The 23,831-nt window shown below is 63.8% G+C and carries 23 protein-coding genes; 14 read left to right on the top strand and 9 right to left on the bottom strand.

Features of this window, described 5'->3' with window-relative positions; genetic code table 11:
- Positions 1 to 9 precede the first annotated feature (9 nt).
- Together pip and cysS are read right to left on the bottom strand one after the other, a co-directional pair.
- Entirely contained in the window at positions 10 to 978 is a 969-nt protein-coding gene (gene pip, locus ACK8CP_RS09255) for a prolyl aminopeptidase (protein WP_414834100.1), read from the bottom strand.
- Positions 975 to 2,456: a cysteine--tRNA ligase gene (gene cysS, locus ACK8CP_RS09250; RefSeq protein WP_414834099.1), complete on the bottom strand. Its 1,482-nt coding sequence runs from the start codon at positions 2,454 to 2,456 to the stop codon at positions 975 to 977. Before cysS ends, pip begins: the two co-directional genes overlap by 4 nt.
- Positions 2,457 to 2,702: 246 nt before the next feature.
- On the opposite strand from cysS, the gene ACK8CP_RS09245 reads away from it, so the two are divergent.
- The 4 genes from ACK8CP_RS09245 (at position 2,703) to ACK8CP_RS09230 (ending at position 4,476) form a co-directional block, all read left to right on the top strand.
- Positions 2,703 to 3,386, top strand: a complete 684-nt coding sequence (locus ACK8CP_RS09245) for a ceramidase domain-containing protein (RefSeq protein ID WP_414834098.1) — start codon at positions 2,703 to 2,705, stop codon at positions 3,384 to 3,386.
- 71 nt (positions 3,387 to 3,457) lie between these two features.
- Positions 3,458 to 3,595, top strand: a complete 138-nt coding sequence (locus ACK8CP_RS09240) for a hypothetical protein (RefSeq protein WP_234630727.1) — start codon at positions 3,458 to 3,460, stop codon at positions 3,593 to 3,595.
- A 71-nt stretch (positions 3,596 to 3,666) separates the two neighbouring features.
- Positions 3,667 to 3,972, top strand: coding sequence for a DUF1778 domain-containing protein (locus ACK8CP_RS09235; protein ID WP_414834097.1), 306 nt, complete (start codon positions 3,667 to 3,669; stop codon positions 3,970 to 3,972).
- 99 nt (positions 3,973 to 4,071) lie between these two features.
- Entirely contained in the window at positions 4,072 to 4,476 is a 405-nt protein-coding gene (locus ACK8CP_RS09230; RefSeq protein WP_414834096.1) for a GNAT family N-acetyltransferase, read from the top strand.
- Between the two features lie 27 nt (positions 4,477 to 4,503).
- Here ACK8CP_RS09230 and ACK8CP_RS09225 read toward each other — a convergent pair whose 3' ends face one another.
- Together ACK8CP_RS09225 and ACK8CP_RS09220 are read right to left on the bottom strand one after the other, a co-directional pair.
- A complete protein-coding gene (locus ACK8CP_RS09225; RefSeq protein ID WP_414834095.1) occupies positions 4,504 to 5,016 on the bottom strand; it encodes a CreA family protein in 513 nt (170 codons plus the stop codon).
- Between the two features lie 137 nt (positions 5,017 to 5,153).
- Positions 5,154 to 5,765 (bottom strand): TIGR00730 family Rossman fold protein, encoded by a 612-nt coding sequence (locus tag ACK8CP_RS09220; RefSeq protein WP_234630729.1) that lies wholly within the window; start codon positions 5,763 to 5,765, stop codon positions 5,154 to 5,156.
- Between the two features lie 255 nt (positions 5,766 to 6,020).
- On the opposite strand from ACK8CP_RS09220, the gene ACK8CP_RS09215 reads away from it, so the two are divergent.
- From ACK8CP_RS09215 to pssA, 4 genes are all read left to right on the top strand, one after another.
- Entirely contained in the window at positions 6,021 to 7,391 is a 1,371-nt protein-coding gene (locus tag ACK8CP_RS09215) for a LysM peptidoglycan-binding domain-containing protein (protein ID WP_414834094.1), read from the top strand.
- 159 nt (positions 7,392 to 7,550) lie between these two features.
- The gene (locus tag ACK8CP_RS09210) at positions 7,551 to 9,464 is read left to right on the top strand and encodes an ABCB family ABC transporter ATP-binding protein/permease (protein ID WP_414834093.1); all 1,914 of its coding nucleotides are present in this window, start codon (positions 7,551 to 7,553) and stop codon (positions 9,462 to 9,464) included.
- A 93-nt stretch (positions 9,465 to 9,557) separates the two neighbouring features.
- Positions 9,558 to 10,283, top strand: coding sequence for a phosphatidylserine decarboxylase (locus ACK8CP_RS09205; protein ID WP_234630732.1), 726 nt, complete (start codon positions 9,558 to 9,560; stop codon positions 10,281 to 10,283).
- 80 nt (positions 10,284 to 10,363) lie between these two features.
- Positions 10,364 to 11,152 (top strand): CDP-diacylglycerol--serine O-phosphatidyltransferase, encoded by a 789-nt coding sequence (gene pssA, locus ACK8CP_RS09200; RefSeq protein ID WP_234630733.1) that lies wholly within the window; start codon positions 10,364 to 10,366, stop codon positions 11,150 to 11,152.
- A gap of 135 nt (positions 11,153 to 11,287) precedes the next feature.
- On the opposite strand, the gene ACK8CP_RS09195 is transcribed toward pssA, so the two are convergent.
- The 3 genes from ACK8CP_RS09195 to ACK8CP_RS09185 are packed head-to-tail and all read right to left on the bottom strand — an operon-like array spanning position 11,288 to position 16,510.
- Positions 11,288 to 14,785: an efflux RND transporter permease subunit gene (locus ACK8CP_RS09195; RefSeq protein WP_414834092.1), complete on the bottom strand. Its 3,498-nt coding sequence runs from the start codon at positions 14,783 to 14,785 to the stop codon at positions 11,288 to 11,290.
- Complete coding sequence (locus ACK8CP_RS09190; protein ID WP_414834091.1) at positions 14,782 to 15,921, bottom strand: efflux RND transporter periplasmic adaptor subunit; 1,140 nt, start codon at positions 15,919 to 15,921, stop codon at positions 14,782 to 14,784. The genes ACK8CP_RS09195 and ACK8CP_RS09190 overlap by 4 nt, the downstream gene beginning before the upstream one ends.
- 4 nt (positions 15,922 to 15,925) lie before the next feature.
- Positions 15,926 to 16,510 (bottom strand): PadR family transcriptional regulator, encoded by a 585-nt coding sequence (locus ACK8CP_RS09185; protein WP_414834090.1) that lies wholly within the window; start codon positions 16,508 to 16,510, stop codon positions 15,926 to 15,928.
- 529 nt (positions 16,511 to 17,039) lie between these two features.
- Here ACK8CP_RS09185 and ACK8CP_RS09180 point away from each other — a divergent pair.
- From ACK8CP_RS09180 to ACK8CP_RS09170, 3 genes are all read left to right on the top strand, one after another.
- Complete coding sequence (locus tag ACK8CP_RS09180; protein WP_414834089.1) at positions 17,040 to 18,068, top strand: TRAP transporter substrate-binding protein; 1,029 nt, start codon at positions 17,040 to 17,042, stop codon at positions 18,066 to 18,068.
- A gap of 285 nt (positions 18,069 to 18,353) precedes the next feature.
- Positions 18,354 to 18,752 carry a response regulator gene (locus ACK8CP_RS09175; protein WP_414834088.1) on the top strand — a complete coding sequence of 133 codons (399 nt, stop codon included), beginning with the start codon at positions 18,354 to 18,356 and terminating at the stop codon, positions 18,750 to 18,752.
- 197 nt (positions 18,753 to 18,949) lie between these two features.
- Complete coding sequence (locus ACK8CP_RS09170; RefSeq protein WP_414834087.1) at positions 18,950 to 19,984, top strand: aldose epimerase family protein; 1,035 nt, start codon at positions 18,950 to 18,952, stop codon at positions 19,982 to 19,984.
- A gap of 7 nt (positions 19,985 to 19,991) precedes the next feature.
- Here ACK8CP_RS09170 and ACK8CP_RS09165 read toward each other — a convergent pair whose 3' ends face one another.
- Positions 19,992 to 21,239 (bottom strand): NAD(P)/FAD-dependent oxidoreductase, encoded by a 1,248-nt coding sequence (locus ACK8CP_RS09165; RefSeq protein WP_414834086.1) that lies wholly within the window; start codon positions 21,237 to 21,239, stop codon positions 19,992 to 19,994.
- A gap of 143 nt (positions 21,240 to 21,382) precedes the next feature.
- On the opposite strand from ACK8CP_RS09165, the gene ACK8CP_RS09160 reads away from it, so the two are divergent.
- Positions 21,383 to 21,697 carry a polyhydroxyalkanoic acid system family protein gene (locus tag ACK8CP_RS09160; protein WP_092809856.1) on the top strand — a complete coding sequence of 105 codons (315 nt, stop codon included), beginning with the start codon at positions 21,383 to 21,385 and terminating at the stop codon, positions 21,695 to 21,697.
- A gap of 50 nt (positions 21,698 to 21,747) precedes the next feature.
- On the opposite strand, the gene ACK8CP_RS09155 is transcribed toward ACK8CP_RS09160, so the two are convergent.
- Positions 21,748 to 22,641: a LysR family transcriptional regulator gene (locus tag ACK8CP_RS09155; RefSeq protein ID WP_414834085.1), complete on the bottom strand. Its 894-nt coding sequence runs from the start codon at positions 22,639 to 22,641 to the stop codon at positions 21,748 to 21,750.
- 106 nt (positions 22,642 to 22,747) lie between these two features.
- Between ACK8CP_RS09155 and ACK8CP_RS09150 the strand changes: the two genes are divergently transcribed.
- Positions 22,748 to 23,488 (top strand): SDR family oxidoreductase, encoded by a 741-nt coding sequence (locus ACK8CP_RS09150; RefSeq protein ID WP_414834084.1) that lies wholly within the window; start codon positions 22,748 to 22,750, stop codon positions 23,486 to 23,488.
- A gap of 71 nt (positions 23,489 to 23,559) precedes the next feature.
- Positions 23,560 to 23,775 (top strand): tautomerase family protein, encoded by a 216-nt coding sequence (locus ACK8CP_RS09145; RefSeq protein WP_414834083.1) that lies wholly within the window; start codon positions 23,560 to 23,562, stop codon positions 23,773 to 23,775.
- Positions 23,776 to 23,831: the final 56 nt, after the last annotated feature.

Raw genomic sequence — 23,831 nt, 5'->3', positions numbered from 1 at the left:
AGTTGCTCATCACCTGAGCTTTCCTGCAAAGCGATCGTTTGCTTCGACGAGATGGTGAAGGATGCCAGGCTCCGAAAAAGCGTGGCCGGCTCCTTCGACGATCTTCAAATCCGCTTCCGGCCAGGCACGATGCAGTTCCCAGGCGGTCTGCACGGGACAGGCCATGTCGTAGCGGCCCTGCACGATGACGCCCGGAATATCCTTGAGCTTGTGCGCATCCCGGATCAGCTGGCCTTCCTCGAACCAGCCGAGATGGCTGAAATAATGGTTCTCGATGCGTGAAAAGGCGAGCGCGTAATCGGCCTGGTCGTGGCGCGAAATGCCGGCTTCGTCCGGCAGGAGCGTGATCGTGGAGCCTTCCCAAACACTCCAGGCCCGCGCCGCTTCGACCCGCACGGCACGATCTTCATGCGTCAGCCGGCGACGATAGGCGGCGACGAAGTCGTCGCGCTCGTCTTCCGGAATGGGCGCAACGAATTTCTCCCAGCGATCGGGAAAGATCAGCGACGCGCCCTTCTGGTAGTACCAGTCGATCTCGCCCTTGCGCATGGTGAAGATGCCGCGCAGCACGAGTTCGGTGACGCGTTCGGGATGCGTCTCCGCATAGGCGAGCGCGAGCGTCGACCCCCAGGAGCCGCCGAAGACAAGCCACTCTTCCACGTCCATCACGGCGCGCAAGCGCTCGATATCCTCCACGAGATGCCAGGTCGTGTTGGCTTCAAGCTCGGCATGGGGACGCGAGCGGCCGCAGCCGCGCTGATCGAAGAGGAGAACGCGGTAACGCTCCGGATCGAAGAGGCGCCGATGCGCCGGCGAGCAGCCTCCGCCCGGTCCGCCATGCAGAAACACGGCCGGCTTGCCTTCGGGATTGCCGGAGATCTCCCAGTAGACGGAATGCCCGTCGCCGACATCGAGCGTGCCCGACGCGTAAGGCGTGATCGGCGGATAGAGTGTTCTGAGCCCGCGCGGATCGTTCATCGCTTGATCTCCCAGCTGGTCACGAGTTCGCCGCTTGCAGGATCGCGCTGATCCTTGAGCTGGATGCCTTTGGCTGCGAGGTCGTCACGGATTTCGTCGGCTTTCGCCCAGTTCTTGTTGGCTCTCGCGGCCGCGCGTGCGGCGATCCGCTCTTCGATCTCGTCCTCGCCGAGCGCCATCGCCTTCGGCCGCCAGCTTTTCCATTCTGTTTCGCTGAGCTGACCGAGCCCGAGAAGATTGAGCGCTGCCTTGAAGCGCGCCTTCTCCTCGCCCTCGTGATCGTCGGCGACACCCTCGCCGATGCGGTGGAGGAGAGCGATCGCCTCCGGCGTGTTGAGGTCGTCTTTGAGAGCGGCGCCGACGGAGCCCTCGCCATCGAGAAGCGTATTGGCGCCGCCGGCATAGGCCTCGATGTCGCCGAGATACCCGTACCAGCGGTCGAGCGTGCGCTTTGCCGCGGAGAGCTTGTCGTGGGTGAAATCGAGCGGCGCGCGGTAATGCGTCGTCAGCATCGCGAGCCGGATCGCTTCGCCCGGCCATTCGCTGACGGCGTCGCGGATGGTGATGAAATTGCCGAGCGATTTCGACATCTTCTCGCCTTCCACCTGCAGATAGCCGTTGTGCATCCAGTAGCGCGCCATCGCCGCGCTGCCATGGGCGCAGCGCGATTGCGCGATCTCGTTCTCATGATGCGGGAAGATGAGGTCGAGACCGCCGCCATGGATGTCGAAGGTCGTGCCGAGATAGCGTGCCGACATGGCCGAGCACTCGATGTGCCAGCCGGGGCGCCCGGGCCGCTCGACACCGCCGGGGGAGGGCCAGGCGGGCTCGCCTTCGTCCGACGGCTTCCACAGAACGAAATCCATCGGGTCGCGCTTATAGGCTTCCACCTCGACGCGGGCACCAGCCCGCATTTCGTCGAGGCGCCGGTTCGACAAGGCGCCGTAATCCGGCATCGAGGAAACGTCGAAGAGGACATGATCCTCGGCCACATAAGCGTGGCCTTTGGCGATGAGCTCGTCGATCATCGTCTTCATCTCTTCGATGTTTTCCGTCGCCCGCGGCTCGTGCGTCGGCGGCAGGGCGCCAAGGGCGGCCGCGTCTTCGTGATACTGGCGCTCGGTGACTTCCGTCACCTTGCGGATCGCCTCGTTCAAGGGAAGCTCGCCATATTCGGCCGCAGCGCGCGCGATGATCTTGTCGTCGACATCGGTGATGTTGCGCACATAGGTGACGTGGTCGGCGCCATAGAGTTGGCGCAGAAGCCGGAACAAGACGTCGAAGACGAGAAGTGGCCGTGCATTGCCGATATGGGCGAAGTCGTAGACCGTCGGTCCGCAGACATAGAGGCGCACATTGTCGGGATCGAGAGGATAGAAATCCTCTTTCCTGCGCGTCAGCGTATTGTGCAGCTTGAGGCCGCGGAAGGCGCTGTCTTGGTTGAGCGTGTCGCCGTCAGCCATGTCGTGTTCAGCCATGAGTATCCCGTCCGGCTGGCCGGGCGTTACTCGTGGCGGAATTTTCAGACGAGAACGGCCTGACCAGCGATTGTCGCTAGTCGATAATAATCCCGCAGATGCAGATGGCGCTGAAGAGCGCGCGGTCGCCGTTCATGGCTGCGCTTATCGCGGAGGCGTGCGTTTTGGTCAAGAGTGGAGGTGTGGAAGGCTTAAGGTGATGCCAAACCCGTTTCGCGTCCGGCGCGGACCGACTAGCTTCGCGCCATGAACTGGACCGAGCCGATCGACATCTATTGCGAGCGCACCGACCCGAGTTTTTGGGCGGAGCCGCTCAATGCGATCTCCAACATCGCGTTTTTGATCGCGGCCCTCTGGGCCTTCCGTCGCTGGCAGCGCGCGGGCGGCGAGGACGGCCCGGCCCTCTCGCTGATTGTGCTCGTCGCGACCATCGGCATTGGCTCTTTTCTCTTCCACACCTTCGCCAATCGCTGGTCGGTGATGGCCGATGTCGTCCCGATCTCGGTCTTCATCTATGTCTATTTCGGTCTCGCTCTCCGCCGCTTTTTCGGGCTCTCCTGGCTGCGGACGATCGTGGCGCTTCTCGCCTTTGTCGCGTTCTCTTTCGCGGTCGAGCCGCTTCTGCGGCCCTTGTTCGGTGGCTCAGCCGGCTATGCGCCGGCGCTTCTGGCCATGCTCGGCGTTGGCCTCCTTCTCTGGCGTGAGGGACACCCGGCTGCGCGCCTGATCCTCGCCGCGGCCGGCGTCTTCGCCCTGTCGCTGTGCCTGCGCATGACCGATCAACCGATCTGCGCGACACTGCCGATCGGCACGCACTATTTCTGGCACGTCTTCAACGCAGTGACGCTCGCCATCCTGGTGGCGGCGGCGATCCGCGTGGGACCGCGACAAGAGCGGGTGCGGTCAGAAACGCTTCATCGATCTGAATAGTGGCTGAACGGCCGGAACAGGCCGGGTTCAAAGCCGCCCTGATACCTCTGGCTTCAACGCTGGAGGCAACGATGACGCGCATTCTTTTCTCACTCGCCTGTGTCGGCCTGATCTCGGCATCCGTGGTGACAGCACAGAGCATGCCTTCGAAGCCCGACCGCTTCGGCGGTGCCGTCGGCATCGTTCTGATCAGCTCGCTGCAGCGCTAGATCTGTGTTGACATTGTCATTACATGGGTGCCAGGTGAGATGATGTTGGGACACGGTTGCGAGTGCGATCCATGGCAGGTTCACAGACAAAAGACGCACAACCCCGCAGGGGCCCCGCCAGCGCGACGATCAATCTGCGCCTGCCGGCGTCTGACAAGAGCTTGATCGACCGCGCCGCAGAGGCAAGCGGCAAGACCCGCACGGAATTCGTTCTCGAAACCGCGCGGGCGCGCGCGATTGACGTCATTCTGGACAAGACCGTTTTTTCGCTCGACGAGAATGCCGTCGAAGCCTTTCGCGCCGTCCTCGACAATCCGCCGCCGCCGAACGCCAAGCTGAAGGCGCTGATGGCGCGCCGTGCCCCCTGGGATGAGTGAGCGGCCTTGGTCGAGGAAAGGCCGTGTGCGCCTAGGCCGATCACGGCAGAGGATGACGCCCAGGAATTCGACTGTCGCCGCCCCGAACTCGATGCTTGGTTGAAGAATGTCGCCCGCCGCGCCGACGGGCGCACCGCCCGGACCTATGTCGTCTGCCTCGAACGCCGGGTCATTGCCTATTATTGCCTTGCGACCGGCGCCGTGACGCGGCCAGATCTGCCCTCCAGGCTCCGGCGCGATGCCCCGAGCTCGATGCCGATGATGGTGCTGGGGCGGCTCGCTGTCGACCGCCGCTTTGCCGGCCGCCAGATCGGCAGCAGCCTCCTGCGTGATGCCATGCGGCGCACGCTGCAGGCCTCCACTATCGTCGGCTGCCGCGGCCTCGTCGTCCATGCAATCGAAGCTTCGGCCGCGGGCTTCTACGCACAATATGGTTTCGTGGAATTTCCGCCTGCGTCGCTTGCGCTTTATCTGCCGACGGAAACGATCCAGGCCGCGCTATAGACAAGCGGATTTGGCGTCAAAGCCGTCTCAATCTTCCAGCCAGTCGCCGCATTTCGGTGCCGGGGAATTGCCCCAGGGCATGATCGGCACGGTGGAGGTGGAGTTCTTCGGGGAACCTTCGACGATCTTGTCGGAATAGACGAGATAGACGAGCACATTGCGCTTGGCGTCGCAGCCGCGGACGATGCGCATCTTTTTGAAGATCAGCGAGCGGCGCTGGCGAAACACTTCATCGCCCTGCTCGAATTTCTCCTTGAACGTGATCGGCCCGACCTGCCGGCAGGCGAGCGACACGTCGGAGAGTTCTTCCACGACATTGAAGAGGCCGCCGATGCCGCCCTTTTCCGGCACGGTGTAATGGCAGGCCACACCCTCCACGACGGGGTCGTCGATGCCGTAGGTCGCAAGCGTATGATCGGGCGTCAAAAGCTTGAAGACGGTCGACTTCCTGAAAATGAGGTCCGGCTCTTCGGCGTTGGCGGCACGGAAGGTCGGGGCCGTCAGAGAGAGGGCGAAAAGGAAGACGAAAAGGGCGCGCATCAAAACCTCCGAAAAGTGGCGGCGATTACATAGGAGCGGCACTTCGTATTTACGAGGCGGTTTTCCCTGCGCCATCTCCCGTTCGGAGCGACGAAGGGACACGCTCGGAGCCCGAGGCGCGTAAGCCCTTGGCGCGGTCACATCCGGCGCACGGTCTCCGCATGGGCGGCCTGCCGGTCGCCGTTTTCCGCTTCGCCGGCGAGCGCCGTGCGCAGGCTTGGCAGAATGTCCTCGACGCTTTCTGCCTCCAGGAAGCGGATGTCGGAGGTTTCCCGAATAAAGCCTTCGTCGCGCATATGGTCCAGAAGGTTGATGAGGGGCTGCCAGAAGCCGCCGAGATTGGCCACGAGGACGGGCTTGTGATGCTGGCCAAGCTGCGCCCAGGTCATCATCTCGACGACCTCTTCGAGCGTCCCGATCCCGCCCGGCAGGGCGACGAAGGCGTCGGCGCGCTCGAACATGGTGCGCTTGCGCTCGTGCATGTCCGTCGTGAGGATGAGCTCGGTGACGTCGGCAAAAAGCTGTTCCCGTTCCTCCAAGAACTGCGGAATGATGCCCGTGACGGCGCCTCCGCAATCGAGGACCGAGCGGGCGAGCGTGCCCATCAGCCCGACCGAACCGCCCCCGTAGACGAGGCGGATGTTCTCTTCCGCCAGGATGCGCCCGAAGGCACGAGCGGCTTCCGCATGGGAAGGTTCGCGGCCGGGGGCCGAGCCGCAGTAAACGCAGACATTTTCGAGTTTGCTCATATGTCCCGCTTTGCACCGGCGGAGGAAACCGTCAAGCGCATCGCGCCGTGGCTTGCGTTTCTGGCAAGACCGTTAGCTTGCAATTGGCGTCAGGGATGTCCGTGATCACGCATCAGAGACGCGCGTGATCGTCGTCGTCCCGGACAAGAAGCCGGCAACGTCTTGTTGACCATAGCTTTCCTCCGTAAGGATAAGCTTCGCCGAAGTGCGCCGCGGGGGGCGGCTGTGCTTTTGTGCGAAGCCGGGAACGCCGCCATGCCGTCACCGCATATCGTCCTTGCTGCCGTGCTCGCCGGCCTCATCGCGCTCGGCGCTGGGGCCTTGTTCGTGCATCAATCGCTTGAAGGCGCGCTCCCAGGCGAGGCGGGGCGGGCGACAGACGTGGCTAGGCAGGACACCAGCGAAGGCGCAGGGCTCCAAAATCCTCCGGGTGACAAGGCGGACAAGGAAAGCGCCGTCGCATCGACCGGCGAAGGGGAGGCCACGTCTCCCTCAGCGGCTTCGCCGCTCGGTTTGACCGGAACCCTCTCGGGCAAAGCCTCCGAGACGCAAGACGGCATTGGCTTCGATGTGGTGCGTGTCGAGCCGACGGGTGAGGCGGTGATCGCCGGCCGTGCGCATCCGAATGCACGTGTCGAAGTTCTTTCCAACGGCAAGGTCGTCGCCTCCGCGAAAGCCAATGCCGCAGGCTCCTTCGTTGCCGTTCCGGAACGGCCGCTTGCACCCGGCAGCCACGATCTCAGCCTCCGCGTGACACAGGAAGAGGGCGGATCCACCGAAGAGGCGGAAGAGCGCGTTGCGATCGTGGTGCCCGAAACGCCGGAGGGCGATGTTCTGGTCGTCGCCGAGGCGCCCGGCCGGGCAAGCGAGGTTCTGGTGGCGCCCCGCCCGACGGCCGGTGGCGAAGCAACAGATGAAGACGAGCAAATCGCGTCCGCCTCTTTGGACGATGCCGACAATCCTGTTGCGCGCGGCTCTTCCGAGACCGGAGATGCGGGCGCCCCAAAAGAGCACGGGCGCGACGAGCAGGGCGCACCCGCCGGGGCGAGGCCTATCGCGCAAGAGGGCGGCGCGGCTGCCGCCACCGGTCAGCAGGAGCTTGCGGTCGAGGCGGTCGAAACCGACTCCGGTACGATGTATGTGGCCGGCGCCGGCGAGCCCGGCACCACGGTGCGTGTCTATGTCGACAATGCGCCGCTCGCTGAGACGCAGGTCAATGAAGGCGGCCGCTGGGTGGTGCAGTCGCCGAAAGAACTGACTGAAGGCGAGGTCGCCGTGCGCGCCGATCAGCTGGCCCCCTCCGGCGCTGATGTGACGGCGCGCTCCGAAGTGGCGTTCACGCGGACCCTCGAAGATGGGGCTTTGGTTCCGGCGGCTGGAACCGCGAGCGGCGGGTCGGTTGCCGTGGACGGCGAACTTGCCGCGCCGCGCTCCATCATCATCCGCCGCGGCGACAATCTATGGACGCTGTCGCGCCGCAATTACGGGCAGGGCATTCGCTACACGACGATCTATGCGGCGAACAAGGACCAGATCCGCAATCCCGATCTCATCTATCCAGGTCAGGTTTTCACTCTCCCGACGCGCGATAAGAGCTGGGACGGAGCGGCAGACGGCGCCGGCTAGTCTCTGGGAAGGACGAGGTCGGCGCACTGCGCGCGCGTAGCTGAGCAATCGCTGCCAAAGACGCGCCCCTGGTTGGACCTCTGCATGATCCGGCCTATATGAGCCGTCCTCAGAACGAACGCCGCCCGCCAATCGGTGGTGGCCCAACCCGATCACACGATGTCCGACGCCAATACGCCTGCCGGCCAGCCGCGCATTTCGGCTGCGCGCGGCCATACCTTTCACACCCTGCGCAATCTCTGGCCCTATATGTGGCCGGCCGACCGCCCCGATCTGAAGAAGCGGGTGCTGTGGGCCGTGCTGGCGCTGCTCGCGGCCAAGGTCATCACCGTCCTCGTGCCCTACGCCTTCAAATGGGTGACGGATGCGTTGGCCGGCGAAGGCGGTGGGCCCGCCTATCTGCCGGCCTTTCTGGTGGCGCCGGTGATGCTCGTCGTCGCCTACAATTTCGGTCGTATCCTGACGGTCGCCTTCAACCAGATGCGCGATGCCTTGTTTGCGCGTGTCGGCCAGCATGCCGTCCGTCAGCTCGCCTGGAAGACCTTCCGGCATCTGCATCAGCTCTCGCTGCGCTTCCATCTGGCGCGTCGCACCGGCGGCCTGTCTCGGGTGATCGAACGCGGCACCAAGGGCATCGAGACGATCGTGCGCTTCACGATCCTGAATTCCGTGCCGACGGTGATCGAGTTCGCGCTGACGGCCGCGGTGATCTGGTACAATTTCTCCTGGGTCTATGTGGTGATCATCGCCGTGACGCTGTGGGCCTATGTGGTCTTCACGGTGCGGGCGAGCGACTGGCGCATCTCCATTCGCCGCGAGATGAACGATTCCGACACGGACGCCAATTCCAAGGCGATCGATTCGCTTCTCAACTTCGAGACCGTCAAATATTTCGGCAATGAAGCCATGGAGACGGAGCGTTTCGACGGCGCCATGAGCCGTTACGAAACGGCCGCGACCAAGACCTGGACGTCGCTCGCCTGGCTCAATTTCGGTCAGACGGTGATCTTTTCGATCGGCATGGCGGTTTCCATGATCCTGTCGGCGCGCGCCGTCATGGCGGGCACGCAGACGGTCGGCGACTTCGTCATGATCAACGCGCTGTTGATGCAGCTTTCCGTGCCGCTCAACTTCATCGGTTTCGTCTACCGCGAGATCAAGCAGGGTCTCGTCGACATCGAAGCGATGTTCCAGCTGCTCGACGTCGATCCGGAGATCCGTGACAAGAAGGACGCGCCGGCTCTTCGTGTGGAGGAGGGCGCGATCGCCTTCGAACACGTCTCCTTCGCCTACGACCCGGAACGCCCGATCCTGAAGAATGTCAGCTTCGAAGTCCCGGCGGGCGGCACGCTCGCGATCGTCGGGCCATCGGGCGCCGGCAAATCGACGATCTCGCGGCTTCTCTTTCGTTTCTACGATGTCACCGGCGGCCGCATCACGATCGACGGGCAGGATCTGCGCGACGTCGAGCAGGACAGCGTGCGCGCCGCGATCGGCATGGTTCCGCAGGACACGGTCCTCTTCAACGACACGATCGGCTACAACATCCGCTGCGGGCGTTACGACGCCACCCGCGACGAGGTGAAGGACGCTGCGCGTATGGCGCAGATTGCCGGCTTCATCGAGAGCCTGCCCGAAGGATACGACACGCCGGTCGGCGAGCGCGGGCTGAAGCTTTCGGGCGGTGAAAAACAGCGTGTGGCGATTGCCCGCACCATCCTGAAAGGACCGCCGATCCTCATTCTCGACGAGGCGACCTCGGCACTCGACACGGCAACCGAGCAGGATATCCAGACGGCGCTCGACCGCGTTTCGCAGAACCGCACGACTTTGGTCATCGCGCACCGCCTGTCGACCGTCGTCTCGGCCGATCAGATTTTGGTGCTGCAGGCGGGCGAAGTGGTGGAGCGCGGCACCCATATCGAGCTCATGGAGCGCGGCGGCGTCTATGCCGATATGTGGGCGCGCCAGCGCGAGGCCGACGAGGCGGCGGAGCGCCTGCGCGAGAGCGGTGTCTCGGAAGAGGACTATCTTCCCAGCCTGCGTACCGATCCAGAGGCCGAGAGCCTGTGAGGTGTGGACAATCGGCCACCGCTACACACGACCGCATGGACAGCTTGCAATGCGGGCTTAACCATCCGGCCCGAATGACGTAAGGGGGTGGCCATGGAAATTTGGCGGACTATCAAGAAGTCGATCCCGGCCGTGAATTCGGCGGGCTATCCGTTTATTGGCAGCGCGCTTGTCATCGCGATCGTTGCCGGCCTGATCTCGAGCTTCCTGTTCTGGGCCTTTCTCGGCCTGACGATCTGGCTGGTGATCTTCTTCCGCGATCCCGAGCGCGTGCCGCCCGACGGGGAGGGCCTCGTCCTGTCCCCCGCCGATGGCCGTATCGAGCCGGTCACGCAGGCCGTCCCGCCGGCCGAGCTCGAAATGGGCACGGTTCCGATGACGCGGGTATCGGTGTTCCTGTCGATCTTCGATTGCCATGTGAACCGCACGCCGGTTTCCGGCAAGATCACGCGCATCGCCTACAAGCCCGGAAAATTCGTCAACGCCGACCTCAACAAGTCGAGCGAAGAGAACGAGCGCAACTCGCTTCTCGTCGATGCCGGTGGCCAGGATGTCGGTGTGGTGCAGATCGCGGGCCTTATCGCCCGGCGCATCGTCTGCTGGACGAACGAAGGCGTGGTGCTCAAGGCGGGTGACCGCATTGGCATGATCCGTTTCGGCTCGCGCCTCGATGTGTACCTGCCGGCCGGTGCAGAGGTTGTCTGCAAGCCGGGTCAGCGGGCCATCGCCGGTGAAACGGTGATTGCGCGCCTCGGCACAGCGATTGCCCGCGCCCCGGTCGAACCGGGTGTCGGCACAACGACGCCGCCGGCGGTATGAGGTTATTCCTGCCGGTCGACCCCGCCCGTCGTAGAAGGCGAAGGCGCCGGCTGAGGGCGCGCCCGGTCCCGTTCCGGGTCATGTTGCCCAGCATTGTCACGCTCCTCGCGCTTTGCGCGGGGTTGACGGCGATCAGGATGGGCGTCGAAGGCCGCTTTGAGCTGGCCATCGGCGCCATCATCCTGGCCGCCATTCTCGATGGGGTGGACGGCCGCGTGGCGCGGCTTTTGCGTTCGCAATCCGATTTCGGCTCGCAGCTCGATTCGCTCGCCGATTTCGTCAATTTCGGCGTCGCCCCGGCCATCATTCTCTATTCCTGGCGTATGGACGAGCTCGGCTCGCTCGGTTGGATCGCCGCACTCATCTTCGCCATCTGCGGAGCGCTGCGTCTGGCGCGCTTCAACGCGGCGCTCGTTGGAGAGCAGCCGCCCGCCTGGCATTCCGAGTTTTTTGTGGGCGTTCCGGCGCCAGCCGGTGCCGTCACGGTGCTCCTGCCTCTCACCTTGTGGAAGATTGGGCTGCCGGTTCCGGACGGCGCCGCCATTCTGGTGGCCATCTACACGGTGGCGATCGGGCTTTTGATGGTGAGCCGCCTGCCGACGCTGTCCGGCAAAAAGATCGGCACGGCGATCCCGCGCGAATCCGTCCTCCCGGTTCTCGTCGTCAGCGTCTTCGTGATCGCCCTCCTGGTGAGCTACACGTGGTCCGTTCTGGCGATCGGCGCGATCCTCTATCTCGCGCATCTGCCCTTCGCCTGGAAACGCTTCGAGCAGCGCCGCCGCGCCTTCAGCGGCCATCACGGCGAGAACGGGTCTGTCGGGGGTGCTGAACGGCCGGCAGCGGGCGAGGGACAAAGCCCGAAAGACTAAAGAAGTCGCCCGTGAGATCGACGGCGAGCGATCTCCTACGAGGCGGTCTGTTCCAGCCCGCCTCTTCAGCGTTTTTGCGGACCGTCGCCCGGGTCCCTCGCAAAATCCTTGCCGTCTCTATCCGTTGTTCATCTCTCACTCTGCCGCATCGGGGAGAGAATAGCTGCCCGTGTCTCCGGGCTTGCGCTTGCGCCTTGGCCGTGCCGGGGCGAGGGGAAGCTCTTCCTGCGCCGCGGGTGATCTCGTCGCCTCCGCCTCATTCCTTTTGAACAAGCGGGCGAGATTGATCGGCAGCGCAAGCAGCACCGGCACCAGGATCAAGGTGAGGACGGTGGAGAAGGCGAGGCCGGAGATGACGGCCGTGGACAATTGCACCCACCAAACCGAGGTGATCGAGCCAACCGCGACGATGCGGTTGAAGAAGTCGAAATTCACCTGCGTCGCCATCGGGATGAGGCCGGCGATGGTGGTGATCGTGGTGAGCAGGATCGGCCTGAGGCGCTGCGCCGCGGTCTTCAGGATGGCCTCCTGTGGCTCGACCCCTTCTGAGCGCATGCGGTTGTAGGTGTCGATCAGGACGATGGCGTTGTTCACCACGATGCCGGCGAGCGCCATGATGCCCGTTCCCGTCATGATGACGGAGAGCTTCTGCCCGGTGATGACCATGCCGATAAGGGCGCCCGCTGCTGCGAGGATGATGGTCAGAAGCGTGATCCCCGTCTGCCAGAACGAATTGAACTGGGTGATCAGGATGAGCGCCATCAGAAACAGCGAAGCGGCAAACGCCTTGCCGAGAAAGGCCTCGGCCTCCGCCTGATCCTCGTCGGCGCCGCGGAAGCGGAAATGCACCCCGTCCGGCCAGGATTGCTTGTCGAGCCAGGCCTGAATCTCTCCGACCTTGCCGTCGACCGTGGCGCCGTCCGTCTTGTCGACCGCGGCCTTCACGCTCATGGCGTAAAGCCCGTCCTTGCGGGTGATGGAGGAGACTTTCGGCTTTGCTTCCCGGGTGACGAAATTGGCGATCGGCACCTGGCCGTTCGTTGTTCTGAGGCGCAGCTGGTCGAGCCGGTCGAGTGAGCGCTGGTCCTCCGGCAGGCGTACGCGGATATCGAGCTCGTCGTCGGCGTCGTCGGGACGGTACTTGCCGATGAGAACGCCGTTGGTGACGAGCTGGATCATCGATCCGACGGAGGCGATGCCGGCGTTGAAACGGCCGGCCTCTTCACGGTCGATCGTCAATTCCCATTCGATGCCGGGAAGCGGCGTGTCGTCCTCCACGTCGAGGAGACCCGGAAACTGGTCGAATTCGGCGCGCACCTGCCGCGTTGTGGCGAGCACCTGGTCGTAATTCGGAGCGGTGATTTGGAGATTGATGTCCTTGCCGGTCGGCGGGCCGCCTTCAATGCGCCGCGGTTCGACCTTGATGCCAGGGATCGACGCTGTGCGCCGGCGCAGCTCCGCCTCCATTTCCTGCCAGGGGCGGCGCTCTGAGAAATCGAGAAGTTCAAGATTGAGCTCCCCGATGAGATCCTCCGGCTTGTCGCTCACCCCGTCGAGGCTCTCGCCGCCGCCGCCACCGTTCGGATAGGCGTTGGTGACGACGCTTTCCACGCCCGGCAGATCGAGCACGACGGCCTCGACCTGCGAGACGAGTGCGAGCGCCTCGTTGGCGGAAAGATTGCCGCGCCCGGAGACGAGAACGGTCGTGACGTCCGGCTCCTCGTCGACAAAGAACTCCACGCCCTGGTTGTGGCGCGCAAAGCCGACGAAGATCGAAACGATCAGCCCGGCCATGACGAGGATGACGGCGACATTGCCGACGAGCGAGCCCGTGAGCCCGTGCAGGAAGCGCACATAGGCGCCCGTGAAACCCGGGACTTTCTCCGGATCGAGATCGGCTTCGGCGGACAGGTGGGCGGCAGTGCTCGGATGGGAATGCGCGCGGCGAAAACGCACGATGCGGCGGGCAAGGCCGCGCGAAGCCCAGAAGACGACACCACCGAGGACGAGCGCGAACAGAAGACCGAGCGCCGTTACGGCCATCTGTGGCATGCCGGAGAGAGCGGCTGCGAGCGGCTGCGATACGAGGAGAAGGGTGATGACGGCGGCGGCGAGGCCCGCGGTGATGGCGAGCAGGCCCGCGGCGCGTGGTGCCATCCAATCGGCGACGCCTGCCACGAAGCCGCCGGTCGCCGGCATGAAAATCATCGCCGTCACCAGCGAGGCGGACAGCACGATGATCACCATGATCGGCAGATAGCTCATGAATTCGCCGGAGACGCCGGGCCACAGAAGCATCGGCAGGAAGGCTGCGAGCGTCGTCGCGGTCGACGAGACGATCGGCCAGAACATGAGCTTGGCGGCCCGGATATAGGCCTCCTGCTTGTCCATGCCCTCTTCGATCTTCCGGTCGGCGTATTCGACGATGATGATCGCCCCGTCGACGAGCATGCCGACGGTGAGGACGAGGCCGAACATCACCATCATGTTCACCGTCATGCCGACGAGGCCGACGATCAGAAAACCGATCATGAAGGAGGTCGGGATGGCGAGGCCGACGAGGAGAGCGGAGCGGAGGCCGAGGGTTGCGAGCACCACGATCATGACGAGAAGGATCGCCGTCATAATGGACGATTGTAGAGAGCCCAGCACCTCGTAGATGAAGCTCGACTGGTCGAGCAGGTAGTGGATCTGGACGCTCTTGGGCCAGTCTTTGGTCGCCGCGGCGACGACCTCGCGGACGCTGTCGTTGTTCTCGATGACGTTGGTGCCGAGACGTTTGACGACGTTGATCGCGATGGCCGGCTCGCCGTCGACGCGGGTGAAATTGGTGGCGTCCTTGAAAGTGCGCTTGATCGTGGCGACGTCGCCCAGCGTGACGACGCCTTCGTCCTTCTGCTTGATCGGAAGCGAATAGACGTCGGCCGCCGATTCGATCAGTCCCGGCACTTTGACGGAGAAGCGGCCACGGCCCGTATCGAGGAAGCCCGCCGGGATCAGCTGGTTGTTGGCGCTGAGCGCGTTGAGAAGCTCTTCCTGCGTGATGTCGTAGGATTGCAGCTTCGCCATGTCGATGACGACCTCGAGCACTTCCTCGCGGTTGCCGTTGATGTCGGCGCGCAGAACCGTCGAGATGCTCTCGATCTCGTCTTGCAGCTTTTCGGCGAGCTTGACGAGCGTTCGCTCCGGCACGTTGCCGGAGATCGCCACGGTGATCGTGGGAACGAGCGCGAAATTGGTCTCGACGATGAGAGGCTCTTCGGCCTCGGAGGGCAGATCCGCCTGCGCCTGATCGACCTTGGCGCGAATATCGGCGAGCGCCCTGTCCTTGTCGAAATCGACGTTGAATTCGAGAACGACGGCGGCATGGCCTTCCGAGGCGATGGCCGTCAGCTCTTTGAGGCCGTCGAGGCCCCGCAATTGCTTTTCGAGCGGGCGCACCAGAAGCCGTTCGGCATCCTCCGGCGAGACGCCCTGCTGCACGACGGACACATAGAAGACCGGGATGTCGATGTCGGGATTGGCATCCTTCGGCACCGCCTGATAGGCGGCGATGCCGGCAAGAAGCGACACGAGCATCAAGGTGATGACCGTGCGCGGCCGCCTCAGGATGCCCTCGAGAAGAGAGATCATCGAAGGGCCCCCGCGGCACTCGCCGTGTCGGATGTCGAGGGTTTCATGGCCGCACTCTTCGGCCCCATCGCCTCCACCTTCTGCCCGCCGACGACATATTCCTGGCCGACCGTGATGATGTCGACCTCGTCGGGAAGGCCGCTCACCCATACGCCTTCATCCGCCGGTGCGATGATTTCCACCGGCAGAAAATGCACGACATTGTCGGCATCGACGGTGCGGACGCCGACTTCGCCGGCATCGTTCAAGGTGAGATAAGACGGCGACAGGAGCTGTGCCCGACCTTCTCCGAGCGGGATCGAGGCACGCGCCGTCAGACCGTCGCGGACCGAGCGATCGGCATTGGCCATCGTTATCTCGATGCGGAAGGTGCGCGTCTCCTCGTCGGCTGACGGTGCAATGTAGCTGACCTTGCCCTCGCGGGTTTCGCCGGAGATGAGCGTGATGTCGGCCCTCTGCCCGACCTTCACATGGCCGATCTCCTGCTCGGCGACCTGGCCGATGACCTTCATCGGATCGGCATCTATGATGGTGGCGCAGGTGCCGCCGAGGGCTACGACATCGCCGACATTGGCGATCGGGTCCTGGATGACACCGCCGATCGGGGCGCGCACTTCCGTGCGTTGCAGCTCCAGTTCGGCCTCTTCGACGCGCGCCTGGGCGGCATCGACGGAGGCCTTGAGGGCCGGAATCTGGTTTTTCGCCGTATAGCCTTTGCCGGCCAGAGCCTGCTGCGCTTCGAGATCGACCTTCGCCTGTTCAAGTTGCGCGCGCGCCTGGGCGAGCTGGGCACGTCTGGCCCCTCGCTCGATGACGCAGAGAAGGTCGCCCGGCTTGACGCTCTTGCCCTTTTCGATGGGGCGCTCTTCGACGATGCCGCCGGTCTGGGCTTTCACCTCGACGAGGTGATCGGCGGATGTGCGCCCGCGAATTTCAAGGCGCGACGTGCGCTCCTGGGCGACGTGCCGTTCCACCTGGACTTTGACGAGTTCGGAAGCGCCCGCCTTTTCCCTCTCGGCGATGCTGTCGGGCGGATCTTTGGGTTCGCCGCCGACGATGATCGTGCCGCTCAGCATGTAGACCGAGATGCCGACGGCGAGCGCGGTGGCGAGGACGTAGGAGAAGCGGATGCGCATTTATCTACTCCGCCGCGATGCGCGCGGCATGCCGCGAGGTGCCGGGCTGCGAGGGATCGGACGCCGTGCCGAGATCGGAACAGTTTTCAAGCTCGTCGCGATGGGCATGCAGATAGGCGAGGGCGTGTTCCATGCAGTCGAGGCCGTAATCGATCGCCCATTGCGGGCCGCCGCTGTGAGTGCCTTGCGCGATCTGCCGCAATTTCGAGATGTCGGCCTCGATCTGCTCGATGCGATTGTCGATTGCGCGGCGCATGACAGGCTTTGGGAGAATGTCGGCGTGCATGACGACGAGGAGAAACTCCGAACGAAAGACGTCGGGCGCAGGAAGGTCGAAGAGGCTGTCGACGAAATGGGCCCGCCCCGCATCCGTAATGGCATAGACCTTTCGTGACGGTTTCCCCGGCTCGTCCTCTTTGCGGCAGGTGACGAAACCTTCGCGCTCCAGCCGGTCGAGAGCAGGGTAGATCGAGCCGAAGCTCGCATCGACGAAATAGGCGTATTCGCCCTCGGTGGAGAGCTTCTTGATTTCGTAGCCTGTGGCTTCCCCGGCGAAGAGAATTGCCAGGCACAAAGTTCTGACGTTCACGCGCGACCTATTCTCGTTCGATACATGCTCGGGCGCGATATAATCGAACGGACGGCTGATACAAGCGCGATTTCGGGGCGGCCGAGATTGGCAAACCGGCGGCGCGGGTCGGGCGACACTCCACCAGGCGTTGCCTTCTGCGCAAAGAGCTTCGGATGTCTGAGCGATGGTGTGGGGAGGCTGGATTGTCCGAAATCTGCTTTCCGGCTGCAGCCAGACATCGGCCAAAAAAATGCCGCCAGGGGGGATCTGGCGGCAAGGGGCTCGGAACAGATCGACGGGAGGAGGGATCGAATAGATCGACGCTACCAACCAAAGATCGATTCTCTTATGCCAAAAAACGGCCAGAATTTCAACAAGGAGTTGTGGCGCGCTTTATCCCGCCCCAATTGGCGGACCTCGTTTTAATTGTGTTTTTCGGCGTTACCCTGTTTTCAGCGGCCAAATCCGGTTGCCATTCAGGGCGCGATGCGATCCTTTCGGCCCCGTCCGGCGTCGCTGGAAGGAAAGAAGAAAACGGGAGGACGACATGCTTCGCGCTGTGTGTTTGGGGCTTGCTGTGGCGCTGGGGTTTTCGGCATCCGCCGCGGCGCAGGAGGTCACCCTCAAGATCCATCAGTTCTTGCCGGCGCAGGCCTCGATCCCGGCCGATTTCATCAAGCCGTGGGCGGACAAGGTGACGAAGGAGTCGGATGGCAGGATCGCCTTTGAGCTTTATCCGTCGATGCAGCTCGGCGGCAAACCTCCCGCCTTGATCGACCAGGCGCGCGACGGTGTCGTCGACATCATCTGGACGCTCTCGGGCTACACGCCCGGCCGCTTTCCGAAGACGGAGGCCTTCGAGCTTCCCTTCCTTCCGGTCGATGGTGAGACGACCTCCCGAGCCTTCTACGATTTCTACGAGAAGCACCTTCAGGACGAGTACAAGGACTTCAAGGTCATCACCGTGCACGTGCACAGCCCGGGCCTCCTGCATCTCAAGGGGAAGGGCGTGCACAAGCTGGAGGACATGCAGGGGCTGAAGCTGCGCGGGTCGACACGCATGGTCACCAAGCTTTTGGAAACGCTGGGTTCCGTTCCGGTCGGCATGCCGGTTCCGGTGGTGCCGGAGGCACTTTCTCGTGGCGTTTTGGACGGCGCGGCGCTCCCCTGGGAGGTCACGGGACCCCTCAAAATCGCCGAGCTCGTCGACAGCCATACGACCTTTGCGGGCGACCGCGCACTCTATACCGCGACCTGCGTCTTCCTCATGAACAAGGCGGCCTATGAGGCCCTGCCGGACGATCTGAAGAAGGTGATCGACGACAATTCCGGACGCGAGGTGGCCGCCTGGGCCGGGCGCGTCATGGACGCTGCCGACGCTCCGGGCCGCAAGGCGGCGGAAGAGGCCGGCAACGAAATCGTCGTCCTCGACGAGGCCGAGACCGAACGCTGGAAGACCAAGGCGAAGGACGTGGAGACGTCGTGGATCGCGGACATGACGCAGAGAGGTTTCGACGGCAAGGCGCTCGTGGAAGACGCGAAGGCGCTCGTCGAAAAATACGCCAGCAAACAATGACGGCCGGTCTTTAGACCGTTCTAGAGCGAGGTCCGGCCACCGAGTCTTGGCGAGTTTTATCGAGTTTTGCCGCAGCGAAGTGAGCTCTGCCTTTGCGTTTTCCGACCTCTGGCAGGACTTCACTTTGGTGTGATTATAAATTCGCGGCCGGTGAAAGCGGCGTTTGCTGCATTTCCCCGGGATCCCGAAAATATTGTCGCGGGCGGCGTTGTTCGAGTACCATGCCTCTCAAGCACCGGTTGTCTCATCGGAGGATGGCCGGATAATCGATAAGGGAGGCCCAGGATGCTGGGCGTGCAGGCAGGCGCGCGGAAACTGCGCGTTCTCGTGCTCGACGATGAGGCGATGATCGCCGGTACGATGAAGCTCTTGTTGGAAGATGCGGGCCACGAAGTCGTCGGTCCCGCCGCCTCGCTCGACGACGCCATGCGCCTCGCCGACACCGAGGCGATCGATGTCGCCATCCTCGACGCGAATGTGGAGCACAGGCTGAGCACCTCGGTCGCAGCCCGGCTGAGCGCCCGCCGCATCCCCTATTGCATCTGCTCCGGTGACGAATTGGACGACGTGCGCAGCGATTTCGGCGAGGTCGATCATCTGTCCAAGCCGTTTGGCGAGAACGATCTTCTGACGATCGTCGAGCATCTGACGTCGACGACACGCCGGTCCGCCATTCCCGCCTGAGCGGACGGACGCCGCAGCATCGTCTCTGTCGGCGGCAACCGGATGCACCCGAGCCCCGCTAGGCGGCGCGTTCGTTCCTCGAGCCTTTAGGACGTGATTGGATCGGGAAAGGGATGCTTCCTCCCGGCACCTTGAACCGATGCTTTCGGACTGTCATAGCCGGCGAGGGAGAAACGCCAGCAGAAAGAAGACGCGCCATGGAAGCCGCCGGGACGAGACGGGTTTTCGGAACGACGCCAGAGGGGCAGACCATCGAGGCGGTGACGATCGCCGCGGGCGAATTGTCGGCCGACATCATCACCTATGGCGCGATCTTGCGCGATCTCAGATTGCTGCACATGCCGCATCCGCTTGTGCTCGGCTTCTGCGACCTCGACGGGTATCTGAACACGAACGCCTTTCTGGGTGCGACGGCGGGGCGCGTCGGCAACCGCATTGCCGGCGGACGTTTCACCCTCGACGGGCGCGAGATCGAGCTCGACGTCAATGATCCGCCCAATCACCTGCATGGCGGCAAGGCGAGTTTTGGACGTCGTCCCTGGCGCATCATGAGCCATGACGAGACGAGCGTCATTCTCGGTCTCGTCTCGCGCGCCGGGGAATCCGGCTATCCGGGGACGGTCGAGGTCACCTGCCGCTTCGAGCTTTTGCCGCCGGCGACGCTGCGCATCACTTATCTCGGCCGCACCGACGAGCCGACGCTTCTGAACCTTCTGCACCATTCTTATTTCAACCTCTCCGGCGCAGACGACATTTTGAATCACGCTCTGATGATCCCGGCCCAAGCCTATCTGCCGGCGAACGAAAACGAGATCCCGACGGGCGAGGTGCGTGGTGTCGAGGGGACGCCCTACGATTTCAGAAAGCGGGCGAAGATCGCCGAGCGGCGCGGTTCGGAGAAGACGGTTTATGATGCCAATTTCTGTCTGGCCGAGCACCGCCACGAGGATCCGCGCCATGCCGCCAGCGTCTGGAACGACAACGGCGAACTGGAGATGCAGGTGTGGACGACAGAGCCGGGCATCCAGCTCTATGACGGCTACAAGCTCGATCTGCCGGTGAAGGGCCTCGAAGGTCGTCCTTACGGCGCGCATGCCGGGCTTTGTCTGGAGCCGCAGCTTTGGCCGGACGCGCCGAACCACGAGGGCTTTCCGAGCGCTGTTTTGCGGCCGGGTGAGACCTATCGCCAGGTCACGGAATTCCACTTCCGCCACGACCCCGTCGCCGAGTGAGCGCGCCTCAGGGCCGGTCGGGCCGGTAAGGCGTGAGGTCGATATTGGGTGCGTGGCCGGTGATGAGATCGGCGATGAGACGCCCGGTCTTCGCCGAGCCCGTCAGGCCGAGATGGTGGTGGCCGAAGGCGGCATAGACGCCGCGCGCGGCCGGAAACTCGCCGATCAAGGGAATGGAATCGGCCGGTGCCGGGCGGTGGCCCATCCACTGCCCGCTCTCGCGCCAGGGGAGATCCGGCAAAGCCACCTTTCCGACCCGGCGGATGAAATCGAAGATCTTTTCGTCCGGCGGTGCCTCGAGCCCGCCGAATTCGACGACGCCCGCAAGCCGGATGCGCCCCGTCATCGGTGTCGCGACGAACTGGCCGGCGGCGATCATCACCGGGCCTTTGAGCGTCTCGTCTGGCGCTTCGATCTCGATGTGGTAGCCGCGCTCGCTCTCCATCGGCACACGCATGCCGAGCGATCTGCCAAGCGGCCCGGACCAGATGCCGGCCGCCAGCACGCAAGCATCGCAGGCGAACATGTCGCCACCGGCGCGCACGCCCGCGACGCGACCGTTTTCGCGCACGATGTCGGTGACGTCCGCCGTGACGATGCGCCCGCCGGAGGCCACAAAATGGGCTGCGAGCGCCTCCACGTAACGGCCGGGATCGCGGATATAGCCGTGGTTCGGAAAGGCGACGCCGAAGGTGATGTCAGGCGCGAGCAGCGTTTCGCGGCGGTGGAGTTCGGCGTTGTCGAGCTCACGCCAGGTGAAACCATGCCTGCGGCGGAGCTCGAAGCCGAAGGCGGAGGCTTCGAAATCACTGCGGCTCTTATAGGCGTAGAGATATTCGCACGGCACGACGAAACCCTCCGCGCCGGTTCCCTCGGCGAGCGCCTGATGCTGCTCCAGGCTGTCGGAAATGATCCCGGCCAGGGCTGCTGCAATCTCTTCGGTCTTCTGCTGCGTGCACATCCGAAGCGTGCGGAGGAAGAAGGGCATGGCCTTCGGCAGATGCGGCCAGCGCAGGAAGACGGGCTTGTCCGGGTTCAAGATCATGCCCGGCATTTTGAGGGGCAGGCCAGGCTCCGTGACGGGCACGACGGCCGACGAGGCGAGGAGACCCGCATTGCCGAAGGAGGCGCCGGCCGCGGGGCCTTCGCGGTCGATGAGGAGGACGTCGAGGCCGCGGCGTTGCAGCCAGATCGCGGCGGCGATGCCCACAACGCCCGCGCCGATGACGATGGCGGTCTTCTTCTCAGACTGCATGCTTCCGTCCTCTATCCCCGCATCCTCTTCCAGGCTCGCCCGAGAGGGGCGGGCTGTGACGATTTCGGCGGTTGCTCGCACGCCAAGTTGTCTTCCAGTCCACGAGCCACCACATCCAGGCGAAATTCCTTCGAGGAGAGAAGATGTCCACGCCCGTCACCGTCAATATTCCGCATAAGCTCGGCCGCGAAGAGGCCAAACGTCGCTTGGAAAAGGGCTTTGATCGTGTGCGCGACGATATGGGGATCGGCCGCGTCTTGCAGTTCGAGGAACGCTGGGAGGGCGAGAGGCTCTATTTCGATGCGGCGACGATGGGTCAGAAGATTTCCGGCCGCGTCGATGTCTTCGAAGAGGTGGTGCGCATCGAGGTCGATCTGCCCTGGTTCCTGGCGGCGATCGCCGACAAGGTGCAGGGCCGGCTGAAGAAGACGGGCACGCTTCTCCTGGAAAAGAAATAGGCCGGTTGTAACCGTCCGCTCGGCGGTCGGCCGCAGGATCCGTGCTCGCTTCAGACGTGGATCTTTGCGAAGGCCTCGCTCACCCAATCGAGAAAGACGCGCAGGCGCGGTGCCATTTGCCGGTTGTGTGGATAGAGCGCGGAGATCGGCGTCGCCGATGGGGGTGTCTCCGCCAGCACCTCCACGAGCCGGCCTGCGGCGAGATCCTCGGCGAAGCGATAGCGTGGCGCTTGAATCAGACCGAGGCCGAGGCGTGCGAGTTCCGCCATCGTATCGGAATTGTTGCAGGTCACGCGGGCCGGCAACGTCTTGTGAACGAGCCGGCCTTCGACCGTGAATTCGAGCGGCAGAATTTCGCGGGTGCGCGACGAGACGAAGCCGATCATGAGATGGCCATCGAGCTGAGCGGGGGAAGTTGGCACGCCATGCCGCTCGAGATATCCGGGACTTGCGACGGTGATCTCGTCGAGCGTGGCGAGACGCCGCGCGATCAGGCCGCTGTCCGGCAATTCGCCTGCTCGGATGGCGCAATCCACCCCCTCACGCACAAGGTCGACCAGTCGGTCGCTTTGTCCAAGATGAATGTCGATCAGCGGATAGCGCGCGAGGAACTCCGGAAGTCCAGGCAGGATGAAGGTCCGCGTGAGCCTTGGATGGGCGTCGATGCGGAGCGTTCCGCGTGGCCTCGTATCGCGCAGGAGCCCCTCGGCTTCCTCGATATCGGCGAGAATGGCGACACAGCGGCGGTAATAATCCTCTCCGTCGAGCGTCGGCGCAACGTGGCGCGTGCTGCGCTCGAGAAGGCGTGCTCCGAGCGCGGCCTCGAGCTGCTTGATGGCTGACGTCGCGGTCGAGCGCGGAATTTCGAGATCCGCCGCTGCGGCGGTGAAGCTCCCACGCTCCACCACGCGGACGAAGAGGCGCATACTGTCGAAGCGGTCCATGCCTATTGTTCGCCATAAATGAATTCTGATGGCAAGATAGAGGCGATTATTCCCGCCGACAGAAAGCTTATCTCCGTCGCTACAATGAAATGCGAAGGAGACAGCAATGACCGACCACAAGCCGCGTGTGGCCATCGTGACCGGTGCCTCGAAAGGAATCGGCGCGGCGATCGCGCAAAGGCTCGCCTCGGACGGCGCAGCCGTGATCGTGAACTACGCCCATAGCCGCGCGTCGGCGGAGCGTCTTGTCGGTGACATCGAGGGGGCCGGAGGCAAGGCCCTTGCCGTGCAGGCGGATGTCGCCTCGGCGGAGGGGCTTCAAAGCCTCTTCGACGCCGCCGAACAGGCATTTGGACAGGCCGATATTCTCGTGAACAACGCCGGCATCATGGAGCTGGCACCGATCGCCGACGTCAGCGATGAAGCCTTCGAACGTCAGATTGCGATCAATCTCGGTGGTGTCGTCAGAGGCATGCGGGAGGGCGCCCGGCGGCTGCGCGATGGCGGCCGGATCATCAGCTTCTCGTCGAGCGTCGTCGGCCTCTATCAGCCGAGCTACGGCATCTACGCGGCGACCAAGGCTGCGACGGAAGCGCTGACCCATATTCTCGCCAAGGAGCTCGGACAGCGGGCCATTACCGTCAATGCGGTGGCGCCGGGCCCCGTCGAGACGGCGCTTTTTACCAGGGGCAAGAGCGACGACCAGATCGCGGCGATCGCGCGGATGAACCCCCTCGGCCGGCTCGGGCGACCTGAGGATATTGCGGACGTTGTTTCCTTCCTCGCAGGGACCGACAGCGGCTGGGTGAACGGCCAGGTGATCCGCGCCAATGGCGGCGTGATCTAGGGCCCGATTTGCCGACGGCGACACCGCTGCCCGCTCCCTCCCACGCAGTCCCGAACACGACGGAGAAAATCATGCCTTTTGCCAATTACAAACTCCCTCAAGCGGCGCTTACCCGCGCGCAGAAGGAAGAGCTTATCCACCGCACGACGGACCTCTTGGCCGAGTATTTCGGCGAAGCCGCTCGTCCCCATACGATGGTGTTGATCGAGGAGGTGCCGGACGGCGGCTACGGCCGTGCCGATGTCGTCTTCATGGTCCCGGAGAAATATCGGGCCAGCACCGACTGACAGCGGAGCCGGGCCGCTATGTCGCAGGCGTGCTCGGCTCCTCATTCGTGCAGAGC

The organism is Afifella sp. YEN Y35 (genome assembly GCF_047553465.1).
In the GTDB taxonomy this organism is placed as follows: Bacteria; Pseudomonadota; Alphaproteobacteria; order Rhizobiales; family Afifellaceae; genus Afifella; species Afifella aestuarii.
This window is presented reverse-complemented; position numbering and strand designations above follow the sequence as displayed.